Origin of the sequence: Emergencia sp. 1XD21-10 (assembly GCF_009936045.1) — a bacterium.
GTDB lineage: Bacteria > Bacillota > Clostridia > Peptostreptococcales > Anaerovoracaceae > Senimuribacter > Senimuribacter intestinalis.
The window spans coordinates 16,199-29,930 of the sequence record NZ_QWEQ01000025.1 but is presented as its reverse complement, the minus strand read 5'-3'; the positions used below and the strand labels follow the sequence as shown (position 1 = coordinate 29,930).

The window sequence follows — 13,732 nt, the reverse complement described above, 5'->3', positions numbered from 1 at the left end:
ATTTATCGTTTATAATGATTTCATTAAATAAATTAATGGCAGAAAGGAGACCCTTCTATGATTGATATACAGGATATCCTCTGTGTGCTGGAGGTTGCAAAGGAAAAGAGCATTACCAATGCCGCGGCGAATATGTTTATCACGCAGTCTGCCGTTTCACAGAAAATTGCCAGAACAGAAAAAGAACTGGGCGTGACCCTCTTTGACAGAACCAATCGCAGTGTGGAACTGACAGAAGACGGAATTGCCTTTGCAAAACAGGGTTCACATTTGGTAGAAGAATGGGAATCTTTTCTTGCCGAAATGAAAAAACGCGCAGAAAAAAAAGCGCAGTTTTTAACGATTGGCATGCATGCGCTATCCATCTACTCCGATTTACCAGAATTAATTGCCGGCTTTACGACTGCGCATCCAAACTGGAAAGTAAACCTCTCCACCCATAATGATAGTTTCAAAAGCGTGCAGGGCGGTAAAATTGATTTTTTCTTTATCTTTACAAATATGGAAAACCTGGCTGAGGAGTATGCCCTCTCACAGATTCCTCTAAAGGAAGATACTTTATGCATTCTCCTCCATAAAGCAGATTCCCTTACCAGCAAAGAGATTGTCGAAGCAGAAGACTTGGCCGGATATCAGCTCATTTCCTGGAACACTGAATTAATGGAATCTTTTCCAGAAAATCTGGGCATCACCCTCACTGTATGTGAAGACAGTTTTCTGCCATCTTTAATCACAAAACCGGGCAGCTTTACCCTGACACCAAAAAGCCGATGCGAAAAAATTATGCGACAATATGAAAATATACGTGCGATTCCGTTTAAATCAAAAGGAATAATCCCTATCCTCACCCTTTACCTGGTATACAATCCTAATAACCCCCTTGTCGAAACCCATCCCTTCCTGCAGTATACAGTAGACTATTACAAACAACAACAAGAACGCTAGATGAAAAAACGGGAAAATCACGAGTAGGATTTTCCCGTCCATTCATCATTCCTTTATCAGCGATCTCACATCCTGTAAAAACGCGGCTTTTCCTTCTTTGCTGGAGTAAACGCCATGTCCGCCGGGATATTCCTTTGTCACAACCCTCCCATAGGCAATTCCGCTGTGGCTAAACTGATATCTGGTATTTCCAGCTAATGTGCAGAGATCGTATAGCCCGCTTGCCATGAAAATTTTCATATCTGGCATCCGTTCTGCTGCCTCTCGCAGACAGTCCATGTGGGATTTTCCATTTTCCGCAGTGTAGTTCCAGTCAGGATATACATTCAGATTACCAGTATAATATATTCGCTGCGTATCCACACCTAGCTTCGGCATCAGAATACCATTCATAACCGAAAGAGGTATATTTCTATCGCCAACCATATTATAGGCTCCCGCAAGAGGTGACGTCATGCGCCCGTCATATAAATCAACACGGCGTTCTTTATGACGAACCACCTGGGTCATAAAATCATCCAGAGTCCGCAGTTTTAATCTGCTATTTTCAAAATACGCAGCGTCCATTCCTGTATATTTGGCAAGTTCCGCCGCAAGCTCCTTTATTTCCTCCAGACTGCAGTCATCTCCTGCAAAGAGCGCCGGCAAAAGCCGTGTTCTTCCAAATGTCCAGGCTGCCTCCACAAAAGCGATTCTTTCCTCGTCTTCCTGATGATTATGATACCAGTTAACTGCCGCCATAGATGGAAGTGCCGCCGTAACGAGTTCCAGGGCAGGGTCAATCAATTCGTTTCCCGACTTTCCCACAGAGAGCGCCGAACCAATTAAAATGACACCGGCTACCGGCACTCCGAGCATCATCCGATTTCCATAGAACGGATTTCTTCCCAATTCATCCAGTACCCTGCAGGCTCTGATTGTGCCGTAGCTCTCTCCGCATAAATATACTGGGCTGTTCCATCTTTGATGCTTTTTCAGCCAGCTGACAATAGCAAAAGCAATACTGCGTGCATCCCCATCCACCGAAAAGTAATGTTTTGCTGCTTCCTCCCGAAAGAGTCTGGAATATCCTACTCCCACCGGATCCATATATACAAGGTCACAAAGGTCCAAAATCGTGTCCGCTTCTATTTCCATCCCAAAGATTGGATTTTCTTCTTCGTCTCTAGCAATACAGTAAGGACCAAAGCATTCCAGCTGTAGCACGGAGACCGCACTGCCAGGTCCCCCATTCCACAAAAACATAACCGGACGCTGGCTGTTTTCATCATCCGTTCTGAGATAAGAAATTGTTGAAATTACAGCTTCTATTCTGCCTTCCTCATCATAAAAGCTGTGATCCTCTGTCACCGCTTCAAATGCAATCTTGCCGTCACGCAATGGTGCTTCTAATTTCTGCGCAGCGTGAAGCGGCTGAAAAGTTTCTGTCGTATATGGATGAATTTTATTCATGTTTTCTCCCTCCAAATTCTACATCCGCGTACACCTGCTTTCCATCCACATATGTCGCAACACACTTTGAGGTAGACAGCAGCGCGTTTCCTGTATAAATTGAGAAATCTGCATCCTTTCCTTCTTCTAACGTGCCGATATGTTCTGACAAGCCTAGCAGTTCCGCAGGCAAAGTAGTGATGGATGCCAGCGCATGTTTTTCGGATAAGCCATGACCCATCGCAAAGCCCGCCATATACGGTAGCATCCTTGTTGTTGTCACACCATCCGCAGTCAGCACAATATCGCACCCAGCCTTTTCTAGTACGGAAAAGCATTCCATAGACATATCATATTTGCCTGCCATTGAGTTCTGCATCGGTCCAAACGGCACACCGTTCAGCAGCACTGTTTGGGCATGTGCTGTCCAGAATTCAGGAAGCTTCCACGCTTCGTAAAGACCATCCAGAATATAGTCCAGTCCAAATTCCTCACAAAGCTTTACGGCAGGAGGAATATCCTGGGCTGCCAAGACGTAAACCCTCACCTTTATTTCCCGCTTCAACGCCTTTGCCAATACTACGGTTTTCGGATCAGCTGGTTTTTCACCGCTTTCCACCACATCCTTTACACGGCAAAGTTCACTGTAGAGCATATCCATCAGCGCCATGCGGGTCATTGGCGGCTGCCCTTTCTGTTTAAAACCCGTCAGCGGGTAATCACCAACACACAAATGCAGCTGCTGCGTACCTGGCAGAAACATTTCATCTGCCGTTTCACTTTTCTTTAGCTTAAACGCAATTCCCTGTCCATCTATAATCGCACCGTGGCCAGCTGCAGCATAAGCTGTCGTAATACCGACCTCCCTGGCTCTTTCAATCGCCTGTGAAAACGGATTAAATCCATCTGCCGTAGTTAACTGTGGCTGCATTGCTGCGCCTAAATCACAGCCGTCCCAAGTGTCTTCCATATAGTTGAATGGTTCTTTGTTGATACCAAGATGGCTGGACGCATCGATAAATCCAGGATAAATCGCATATTCCCCTGCGTCCACTACCTCTGCTGTTTCAGGGTATTGCGTACTCCTGCCAATTGATTTTATTTTTCCATCTTCAATGATCATAATACCCGGCGTTAGAACCCTGTCAGGAGATACAATGATTGTCTTTGCTTTCATTACTGTCATGCTCATAGCTACGCCTCCTTTTTATAATTGTAAATCATTCCGTCTATCATCGTCATTTCACAGTTCGTCGTATTTAAAAGCGGATTTCCATTAAATACCGCAAGGTCTGCGTCCTTACCTACTTCCACTGCACCGATTCTATGTTCCAAATGCAGGTTTCTTGCCGCCTCTATCGTAAGCCCCCGCATCGCTGCCTCCTGTGACAGTCCATAAGCGGTACAGACCCCTGCAAGCGATGGCAGCATCAAAGTATCCGTATCCCAGGCCGCATCCTGAATTAGGGAAAACTTTACGCCTTCCTGCTCCAGCATACCAGGATTGACCGGATCAATTGTTTCAAGTTCATATTTCAGCGGATTCATCAAAAGCGGTCCCAGGCAGCAGCGAACATTATGTTGCCTCAAAAATTCTGCAACTAATCTGCCGCCGGTCACATGCTCCAACGTATAATCGAGACCAAACTCCTCAGAAATTTTGACGGCCGTAACGATATCCCGCGGATCATGACAATGAATTTTCACCAGTCTCTTTCCCTGCAGCGCCTCTGCTACAGGAATGTTCTGCCAGTTTGCTGCGCTTTCAAAATCAAAATTGCCCGCGTCAAGCTGCGCCTTTACACTATAAAATGCCTGCCGCAGTACTGCAGCGTTTCCCATGCGGCTAGCTGGTGAAATACCTTTTTTCCCCATAAACATTTTAGGATTGTCTCCCAGCGCCAGCTTCAGTGGCTGACACTCTGCCAATTCTATCTCATCGACGACTGCCGCATCTTTTAGTTTTATCGTCACACCGGTGCCATTGATTAAAGCTTCTGAACCCGGTAAAATGCAGTATGTAGTAAAACCGCCGCCGCGCACCTTTGCGATGGCGGGATCTATTGGGCTGATTGCTTCTCTAACCGAAAAAAATGGTCTAACTGGATTTGTTGCCATCTCATTGGTGTCATTCCCTGTTGCCAGGTGACCGTGGGATTCAATAAGCCCTGGTGTCACCCACTTATCCTTTGCGTCTATAATCTGACAGTCTGCAGAGGCGATAAAACCATCCCGCACTTCTCTTATTTTATTCTTTTCTACAATCACGGTCTGCCTATCCTTATAAGTACCGTCTGGCTGCAGCAGTCTACCGCACTGAATTGCTAATTTCTTTTCCATCTAAGCTTCCTTTCGTTTCAAAGTTTTGACTCTATCAATCTCGCTGGCGACGACTGATGTGTTCAATAACATGTTGTTTTAAGTAAAGTTTACGTCTTTCCTTGCCTTTTGTAAATTTATCATTTATAATGGCATCGTAAAATAGATTAATGATAAGAAAGGATTGTCTGAAATGATCGATATGCAGGATATTCTCTGCGTCTTGTCAGTGGCGGAAGAAAAGAGCATCACTAAAGCGGCAGCAAAACTATTCCTAACCCAGTCTGCCGTATCCCAAAGAATTACCAGAGTCGAAAAAGAACTAGGCATGGTACTCTTCCTGAGAAACAACCGCAGTGTAGAACTAACCGATGCCGGACACCACTTTGTAGAAAATGCCAGCGTGCTAATTGCACAATGGAAAGGATTTCTCCACAAAATGGAAAGCTTTTCTTCGACCCACCAAGAGGGCGGTAGTATTAATATTGCCCTGCTTTCGCTGGCAATCTATTCAGAGTTGCCGCAGGTAGTCTCCGCTTTTATGTCTTCAAATCCTCACTGGACAGTCAATTTTATAAATGACACCATGGTAAATAATGTTGCGTTCAGCAAACTTCTTTCAGAAGAAATTGATTTTTATTTCCTTCATGCAACTACAGGTGCGTTAAACAATTTACAGCAAATAGGCTTCGCCCCGCTGTTTTCTGACTCCTTATCCATCCTGCTGTTCCGTACGGACCCTCTTTCAAAAAAAGAGATCATCCATGCGGAGGATCTTGCTGACGGTCATCTGATTACCTACTCTGCTGATCAGATTGAAATTTTTCCGGCGTCTCTAAAGATTTCCTCCAGTGTCTGCAATAGCAATTTCCTTCCGTCCATGATTACAAAACCGGGAGACTTCTCTCTTGCGCCTCAGAGTCGTTGTGCTCCTATTCTGAACCAGTATCCTCATCTCTGTGCACTGCCCTTTCAAGCTCCTGCAAACAACCATCAGCTGACTTTTTATTTGGTTTACAGCGCAAATCGTCCCAAGATTGAAGCTCACCCATTCTATCGATTTGTAATAGATTACTATGAAAACAAGAAAGCATATTAAAGAAAAAAACGGGAAAATCTCAGAAAAGATTTCCCGTTTTTTGCACTAAGTCATTACATCCTTATTTACACAAATCATAAATCGCGGTCGCAAACAGCATTCCGCTTACCAGTAGCTGATCAATTTCCGCAAACTCATCCGGTCCATGCATTTTGTTATCCACACCCAGCTTAGCGCAGCCAAAAGCAACGCCGCCCGGAAGTCCGTGCACATAAGTACCGCCGCCGATGGCGATACATTCTCCCTTCTCACCGAACCATGTTTCATAATGCGCAAGCAGTGTCTTGACAAGCGGTGTATCCGGCGATACATAATGCGGCGCGCTAATACTGGTCTCTGCTGCATAACCGGCTGACTTCAGTTTCTCAGGCAACGGCGCAAAATCAGGTTCGCTCATGGAAATCGGCGTCCGGCTGTCCACCTCTGCAAAGAGATTTCCCGTTTCATCGATGTTCAAAATATTAAAGGACACACTGATTTCACCGGATTCCTCATCCTGTCCGTAAATGCCTGCAGATCTGCCGTGACCATCGCCATGGGGAAAGATTTCGTGCAGCGCCTTAAGCATTGCAAAATCTGCCTCCGGCAGTTTCGCTAGTAGCTGCAACATTGCTGTCGCCGCATTGTTGCCTGCGTCAGGATCTGCTGCATGGGCGGCAGTGCCTTTTAAGGCAACGTGAAGCTGTGTGCCCTCAGATGCAAGCGCAGTTTCTACACCGGTTTCTTCCGCCAGCTGCGCAAGGAGCTTTCGCATCTCTTCTTCACAAACACCAGAAATCACAGCCTCCGCGTCTGCCGGAATCACATTGCTCTTGGTACCGCACTGCACCGATTGAATCTTTACAACGCCTGTCTGTTTTGGCAGAATTCCATTAATTTTCACACCGAAATGCCCTTTTTCCAAGTTAATCAAAGGATAATCCGCATCTGGTGAGAATGTCATCTCCGCAGGGCTTGTCTTTGTCCAATAGTAGTCCAAATCAGAACTGCCGCATTCTTCGTCGCAGCCGACTACAACCCGGACCCCTTGCTGCAGAGAAATTCCCAGTTCCTTAATCGCGCGAAGTGCGTAAATGGCAGCAAGCGCTGGTCCCTTATCATCAGCGGTTCCTCTGCCGTATACTTTTCCGTCCACTTCTTTCATCACAAAAGGCTCTGTTACTGTCCAGCCTTTACCCTCCGGCACGACGTCCAAGTGCGCCAGGATTTCCAATTTCCGCTCTTTGCTGTCGTCCAGCTGAATTATGCCTACATAATTCTCCCAGTTTTCCGTGTAAAGTCCATAGCCTGCGGCAATTTCCAGCGTTTTTGCCAGCGCCTGCGCCGGACCTTCCCCGTAAGGCATACCCTCTTTCGCCTCTGTTCTTTGGCTATCTATAGCGATTAACGCTGCTAAATCCTGCAGAAACTCTGCACGATGCGCTTCAAAATAAGCCTTTACCTGCGGCATAGTATCCAGTATCCTCTGTTCCATTTTCCTAACCTTCTTTCTCTTGTGTTTACAGTATCATTCTATCATGGCTTTTAGTGCTGTCAATAGGATTTCTTGTAAAAAGCACGGCAAACGCATGAAATCTGAAAGCTGAACAGGTTCCTTGCCGAATAGCACGCCATATTCTAAAGCTTTTTTCAAAATTATGGCGTGAGGTACTTCAAAAACGCCATATTCTAAAGCTTTTCCCGTAACTCTGGCGTAAGACACCTCTGGAACGCCATATTTTAAAACTTTTTCCATAGTTATGGCGCTGTTGAGCAGGCGAAGGGGTAATTACCGCCATGTTTCAAGGAATAAAAGCGGAACATGGCGCATTTCTTTCACACCGCGCCGCTACGTTTTAAAATAGGATTAAATGTGGCGTTTCATCCATGGTCAGCGCCATATTAAAGAAAAAAGTACATCTACATGGCGTGCAAAGTTCACGAACAAAGCCGCGAAAGTTTTCATGCGTTTGCCGTGTTGTAAAATGCCTTTTCTTTTGTTATAAAATACAAATTTCTATCTTGTAGTCTTCTTGCGCGATTATACACGGTAAAATTCCTCTTGACACGAGTCCGACTTCGGACTATACTATATATTGTTGTCAAAAGTCCGATTTCGGACTTGTCTCAGTTTTCGCTGCTTACGGCAAGCGACAGTTCATACAGGAGGTTTTTTTGATGAAAACAGTTTTAAGTCCAGAATTTTTGGAGTTCAACCGTCTATATAAGGAAGAAAGCGATATTTACAGGGAAGTCGCCATGCGTCTTGGCTCCTGCAACAGCGCAATCAGCATTCTCTACGATTTGTGCTGTCTGGGAGAAGGCTGCACGCAGAAAGACATCTGCGACAATTCCTATCTCAGTAAGCAGACCGTCAATTCCTCCATCCGCAAACTGGAATCAAACGGCTATATTTATTTGGAAAAAGGCAAAGGCCGTAATTTGCAAATCTATCTGACAGACAGCGGGCATAAGATTGTTGAAGAGAAAATTCTCCCTGTCATGGGTATGGAAATGCGTGCGTTTTCTGCGCTGGGTGATAGCGGCGAGGTACTGCTGCAGCTCATGCGCAGGTATCTTGGCAACTTGCGTCAGGAAGTTGCATCCTTGAAATAACATATACCTAAATTGCAAAAGGAGGGATTCTACATGCGAATACAACTATCAGAACATTTCACATATAAAAAACTCTTTCTCTTTGTCCTGCCATCTATCGTCATGATGATTTTTACATCCATTTACTCAATTATCGATGGTCTTTTCGTGTCCAACTTTGTGGGCAAAACAGCTTTCGCTGCAGTCAACCTGATTATGCCAATTTTCGGAGCGCTCAGCGCCATTGGTTTTATGCTGGGTACCGGCGGCAGCGCCATCGTTGCGAAAACCTTAGGAGAAAAGAAACAGGATCTTGCCAATCAGTATTTTTCCATGCTGATTTACGCTTTAATCATCGGCGGCGTCACCATTTCCCTAGTGGCACAGATTTTTGTCCGCCCCATATCCATTCTGCTGGGCGCAGAAGGTGAACTGCTGGAATACTGCGTGCTTTATTGCCGCATTATGCTGATTTCACTGCCCTGCTTTATGCTGCAGTGCGCCTTTCAGACCTTTTTTGTCGCTGCTGAAAAACAGAAGCTGGGACTTTACGTCTCCATTATTTCCGGCGTCCTCAACATGTTGTTTGACTTTCTGTTCATTGCGGTATTTCACTGGGGTATTGCAGGCGCGGCAATCGCTACTGCCATCGGAGAAATCTTTGGAGGCATTTTCCCAATCGTTTACTTTGCAAGGAAGAACAACAGCCTGCTTGCACTGACTCGAACTAAATTCTATCCAAAGGCACTGTTAAAAGCCTGCACCAACGGTTCTTCAGAGCTTTTAAGCAGTTTTTCCTCCTCCCTTGTCGGTGCCCTTTACAATCTGCAGCTGCTGCGTTTTGCAGGAGAAAACGGTGTTGCTGCCTACGGCACAATCATGTACGTAAACTTCATCTTTGCTGCTATCTATCTGGGCTATAGTATGGGCTGCGCACCGATTGTCAGCTATAATTACGGCGCAGAAAATCATGCAGAACTAAAAAATCTGTTTAAAAAAAGCACCCGCGCCATCATCTGCTGCGGCATTGTACTGGTATGTCTGGCAGAGCTTCTAGCTGTGCCGCTTGCTACCATCTTTGTCGGCTACGACAAGACTCTCTTTGAAATGACCTGCCAAGGATTCCGTATCTGCGCCATGTCATTCCTGATTTGCGGAATGAATATTTTCGGTTCTTCCTTCTTTACTGCGCTGAACAATGGCCCGCTCTCTGCGCTGATTTCATTCCTTAGAACGCTGGTATTCCAGGTATCCATCATCCTGACTCTGCCACTGCTTCTGGGACTTACAGGCATCTGGCTTTCCGGAATTACCGCAGAAATATTAACGCTGGCAGTTACTGTCACCTGCCTGGTTCTCAATCGAAAAAAATATCATTATCTATAAATCTGTTTCCGCACCATTTTCTTTGAAAACTAACCAATGGTGGGAGTTGAAATCAGTCCGAATAAAAAACTGCACCATTTTGACTAAAAGGCCATGTCATGGTGCAGTTTTTCTAGGTTGGGATTCTTTACTAATTCCATTTTTGAAATTTACTGGTATATTATGGAATTTCAAGTGCGCATACAAATGTGATATATTTCCAATATCTTACGAATCTGTAATTGCACGGCAATATCGCATCTTTTTCCCGCACCATTTCTATCGATTTAAGAAAAAATGGTGCAGATTTTATAATCGCCAAAAATCAAAGTGCACCATAATCGCAATTTTATCCCAAAATGGTGTAGAAACAGCGAGGCTGCCCTAATAATATCAAGGCAGCCTACTTTAATTATCTGTTCATCTCTAAATCCCAATCTTCTAAATTGGTATGCAGCAGCTGATGTGCTCTATGGGAATTGGGCTCTCCCAGGAACTCCTCATAGGTAAGCTGCACAGCTGAATTTTCATGAGAAAATCTGAGATTTGAGAATTTGTCCAGTCCATAGAGGATTTCTCCTCTGGCTTCTGCAAACTCATAGCCATCTTTGACCGGCTGTCCGCCTCCACCGACACAGCCACCGGGACATGCCATGATCTCAACAAAGTCATAATCAACTTCTCCCCGCTTTATCGCCTCCATCAGTTTACCGGTATTGCCTAGACCGCTGGCAACTGCCACTTTTACCTTCATGCCTTTGATTTCAAAGGTGGCTTCCTTCCAGCCGTCCATCCCGCGAACGCTCTTAAAGCTGTCGACTTCCGGATTTTCACCTGTTATAAGGAAATATGCACTTCGAAGAGCCGCTTCCATGACGCCGCCTGTAGCGCCGAAGATAACCCCTGCTCCAGATCCTTCTCCAAAGATTTCGTCAAACTCTTCCTCTTTCAGGTCATGAGCCTGGATATTATCAGCACGAATCAGTCTGTCCATCTCTCTGGTGGTCAGTACTAAATCCACATCTTTTCCATGACCTGCATCATCTACCTGCGACACGCCCTTTTCATATTTCTTGGAAAGACACGGCATGATGGAGACGGAGAAAATTTTATCCGGATTAATGCCCAGCTTCTGGGCGATATAAGTCTTTGCCATCGCCCCAAACATCTGCTGCGGTGATTTTGCCGTAGACAGATTCTTCACATATTCCGGATACTGGGTTTTGACAAACCGAACCCACCCCGGACAGCAAGAAGTAAACATCGGCCAGCTATACTGCTCCTTGTGGGTAAATCTCTCGATAAATTCGCTGCCCTCTTCCATAATTGTAAGGTCCGCGCTGTATGTAGTGTCAAAGATATAATCAAATCCAATTCTGCGCAATGCGCTGACCATTTTTCCGGTGGTCGCCTCTGTCTTGGAAATACCGATTCCCTCGCCCCAGGCAGTTCTCACCGCTGGCGCAATCTGTACCATGGTGATTTTCTCAGGATCTGCAAGAGCGTCTCTGAGAAGACGCAAATCATCTCTTTCTCTAAGCGCACCTACCGGGCAATGGGTAATGCACTGTCCGCAAAGAGCACAATCCGCTTCTGTTATCTTGCGATTATTGGATACCCCCACAGAAGCTCTATAGCCAGAACCATTAATGTCCCAGACATTCAATCCCTGCACTTTATCACAAATCTGTACACATCGCATACATTTCACACACTTGGATGCTTCACGAATCAGCGGCAATTCAAAATCCCATCTTGTCTTTTCATGTACATCTTTATAAGGCTGTTCAATAATGCCAAGGTCATTGGCAATCTTCTGCAAGGTACAGTTTCCGCTCTTGACGCACTGGACACATTTACAGTCATGATCTGAAAGAATCAATTCTACATTAATTCGTCTAACCTCTCTGACCTTTGGGCTGTTAGTCAGAATCTCAACACCCTCTTCTACTTCTGTATTACAAGCGGTGACCAGCTTTTCCATGCCGACTTTCTCGACCAGACAGACTCTGCAGGCGCCGATTTCATTGATATCTTTTAAATAACAGAGATGTGGAATTTTAATTCCTACTCTTGCAGCAGCATCTAAAATTGTAGTACCAGCAGGTACTGCAATTTGCTGCCCATCAATTTTTAACTTTACCATTTTTCTATTCTGCCTCCTCTAAATGAACCAAATCCGCAGGCGTCGCAGCGCAGACATCTTGATGATTCTGCCAGAGATTCCTCTCTGGTCATTGGAAGTTCTACTGCGCCAAAGTCGCCACCTCGTTCTGAAGCATATCGTTCTTTTAATTCAATTCTGCCTCTTGCCTTCTGATCCTGCACTGGCGGTACAGGAATGTCTATATCTACTGTAATCTCATGATTATATCCGAGGTAATTGTCAATATTGGCTGCTGCAACCTTACCAGCAGCTACAGCATTGATTACGGTCGACGGACCAGTTACGCAATCTCCTCCAGCATAAATGCCCTGCACTTTGTCTACAACGCTGGATTTCTCTGTTTTGATATTTCCTCTGAATACCGGCACCCCATACTGTTCAAAGAATGTAAAGTCTGTAGCTTGTCCGATGGCAGAAATAACAATATCGCACCGCATTTTTACTCTTGGCAGATCCGCTGCCACGGGTCTTGGTCTTCCGGACTTATCTGCCTCACCTGCAATCTGCGGCTGCACATAAAGCCCCTTAACATTGCCGTTCTTATCTACAATAATTTCAGACGGTGCCATTAATTCCATCAACTGACAGCCTTCAGCTACTGCACCGCCGATTTCATCAGGCAGTGCCGTCATGTCGTCCCGTCTCCTTCTGTAAACGATGCATACCTCACTGGCACCCAACCTCTTGGCTGTTCTGGCTACATCCATGGCAACATTTCCGCCGCCGACAATGATAACAGATTTTCCATTGAAGTCCGGCATTGCATCATCGCCAATACCTCGGAGCATCTCCACAGCAGGCACTACGCCCTTTGCGTATTCGCCCGGAATGCCCAGGTTCTTATGGTTGTGGGAACCGATGGACAAATACATAGCATCGTAGTTTTCTTTGATCTCCCTGATGGCTTCCTCGGACTCCACGTCAGAGTCTGTGCGGAATTCTACGCCAGTGGACGCGATGGCGTCAATATCCCACTGCAGTCTTTCTCTCGGCAAGCGATAGCTTGGAATCCCGTAACGAAGCATACCTCCAAGCTGGGCTCTTTTTTCAAATACTGTTACATCGTGACCCATGATGGATAAAAAATATGCTGCGGAAAGTCCTGACGGACCGCCGCCAACTACTGCAATCTTCTTTCCTGTGTGATCCATTTTCTCCGGAACCGGTACGCTTTTGGAGCAGTTGTCCACTGCAAAGCGCTTCAGGCCTCTGATATTAATCGGCGCATCAATGATATTTCTTCTGCACTTGTCCTCACAAGGGTGTTCACAAATCAGCGCGCATACCGTTGGGAACGGATTATCTTTTCTGATAAGGCGTACCGCATCGTCATATCTTCCCGCATGAACAAGCGCTGTATAGCCGGGAACATCTACACCCGCCGGACAGGCTCCTCTGCATGGTACGGATTCTCTATGATTGATTACATTATCTGCACAGGCGTGGTTGAGAATATGAGACTCGTAGTCTTCTCTAAAGCCTTCCAAACCGCGCAGTACCATAGACGCTGCTTCAAAGCCAATGGCGCAATCCGCAGACACCTTGATGGCCTTTGCAGTTCTCTCAAGCGTGTCTAAAATGCTCAAATCCAAATTCGTGTCCATGGACAGAATATCTTCCAGCATATTCTGCAGCTGTCCAAGTCCTGTCCTGCATGGAACGCATTTGCCGCAGCTCTGTGCATGGCATAGCTTTAAAAACGCTGCCGCCATATCTACAGGGCACTGCCCTGCCGGACTTGCTGCAATTCTGCGCTCCAAATCTTTGTAAAGCCCTTCTACCGCTCTTTGGGCACGGTCCTTCGACTTCACGTAAAGTCTATCCATTCAAAC

General features: G+C 45.7%; 11 protein-coding genes. 4 read left to right on the top strand and 7 right to left on the bottom strand.

The features are described from left to right. The first annotated feature begins 57 nt into the window (after nucleotides 1-57). Nucleotides 58-945, top strand: a complete 888-nt coding sequence (locus D1151_RS13780) for a LysR family transcriptional regulator (RefSeq protein ID WP_161909283.1) — start codon at nucleotides 58-60, stop codon at nucleotides 943-945. 45 nt (nucleotides 946-990) lie between these two features. Here the strand turns inward: D1151_RS13780 and D1151_RS13775 are convergent, their stop codons facing one another. Genes D1151_RS13775 through D1151_RS13765 form a run of 3 tightly spaced genes read right to left on the bottom strand, consistent with a single transcriptional unit; the run spans nucleotide 991 to nucleotide 4,716 of the window. Beyond that, the gene (locus D1151_RS13775) at nucleotides 991-2,397 is read right to left on the bottom strand and encodes a hypothetical protein (RefSeq protein WP_161909282.1); all 1,407 of its coding nucleotides are present in this window, start codon (nucleotides 2,395-2,397) and stop codon (nucleotides 991-993) included. Further along, nucleotides 2,390-3,568: an amidohydrolase family protein gene (locus tag D1151_RS13770; protein ID WP_161909281.1), complete on the bottom strand. Its 1,179-nt coding sequence runs from the start codon at nucleotides 3,566-3,568 to the stop codon at nucleotides 2,390-2,392. Before D1151_RS13770 ends, D1151_RS13775 begins: the two co-directional genes overlap by 8 nt. A gap of 2 nt (nucleotides 3,569-3,570) precedes the next feature. Then, a complete protein-coding gene (locus D1151_RS13765; protein WP_161909280.1) occupies nucleotides 3,571-4,716 on the bottom strand; it encodes an amidohydrolase family protein in 1,146 nt (381 codons plus the stop codon). A 172-nt stretch (nucleotides 4,717-4,888) separates the two neighbouring features. On the opposite strand from D1151_RS13765, the gene D1151_RS13760 reads away from it, so the two are divergent. After that, nucleotides 4,889-5,794, top strand: coding sequence for a LysR family transcriptional regulator (locus D1151_RS13760; protein WP_161909279.1), 906 nt, complete (start codon nucleotides 4,889-4,891; stop codon nucleotides 5,792-5,794). A 61-nt stretch (nucleotides 5,795-5,855) separates the two neighbouring features. Here the strand turns inward: D1151_RS13760 and D1151_RS13755 are convergent, their stop codons facing one another. Further along, complete coding sequence (locus D1151_RS13755) at nucleotides 5,856-7,268, bottom strand: Sapep family Mn(2+)-dependent dipeptidase (protein ID WP_161909278.1); 1,413 nt, start codon at nucleotides 7,266-7,268, stop codon at nucleotides 5,856-5,858. A gap of 33 nt (nucleotides 7,269-7,301) precedes the next feature. Then, nucleotides 7,302-7,529 (bottom strand): hypothetical protein, encoded by a 228-nt coding sequence (locus tag D1151_RS13750; protein WP_161909277.1) that lies wholly within the window; start codon nucleotides 7,527-7,529, stop codon nucleotides 7,302-7,304. A gap of 422 nt (nucleotides 7,530-7,951) precedes the next feature. Between D1151_RS13750 and D1151_RS13745 the strand changes: the two genes are divergently transcribed. Then, nucleotides 7,952-8,389 (top strand): MarR family winged helix-turn-helix transcriptional regulator, encoded by a 438-nt coding sequence (locus D1151_RS13745; RefSeq protein ID WP_161909276.1) that lies wholly within the window; start codon nucleotides 7,952-7,954, stop codon nucleotides 8,387-8,389. A gap of 33 nt (nucleotides 8,390-8,422) precedes the next feature. Further along, on the top strand, nucleotides 8,423-9,754 hold the full coding sequence (locus D1151_RS13740) for an MATE family efflux transporter (RefSeq protein WP_161909275.1): 1,332 nt from the start codon (nucleotides 8,423-8,425) through the stop codon (nucleotides 9,752-9,754). A gap of 391 nt (nucleotides 9,755-10,145) precedes the next feature. Here D1151_RS13740 and D1151_RS13735 read toward each other — a convergent pair whose 3' ends face one another. Then, nucleotides 10,146-11,879 (bottom strand): NADH-dependent [FeFe] hydrogenase, group A6, encoded by a 1,734-nt coding sequence (locus D1151_RS13735; RefSeq protein ID WP_161909274.1) that lies wholly within the window; start codon nucleotides 11,877-11,879, stop codon nucleotides 10,146-10,148. Beyond that, nucleotides 11,873-13,726 (bottom strand): NAD(P)-binding protein, encoded by a 1,854-nt coding sequence (locus D1151_RS13730; RefSeq protein ID WP_160202387.1) that lies wholly within the window; start codon nucleotides 13,724-13,726, stop codon nucleotides 11,873-11,875. Before D1151_RS13730 ends, D1151_RS13735 begins: the two co-directional genes overlap by 7 nt. Nucleotides 13,727-13,732 lie beyond the last annotated feature (6 nt).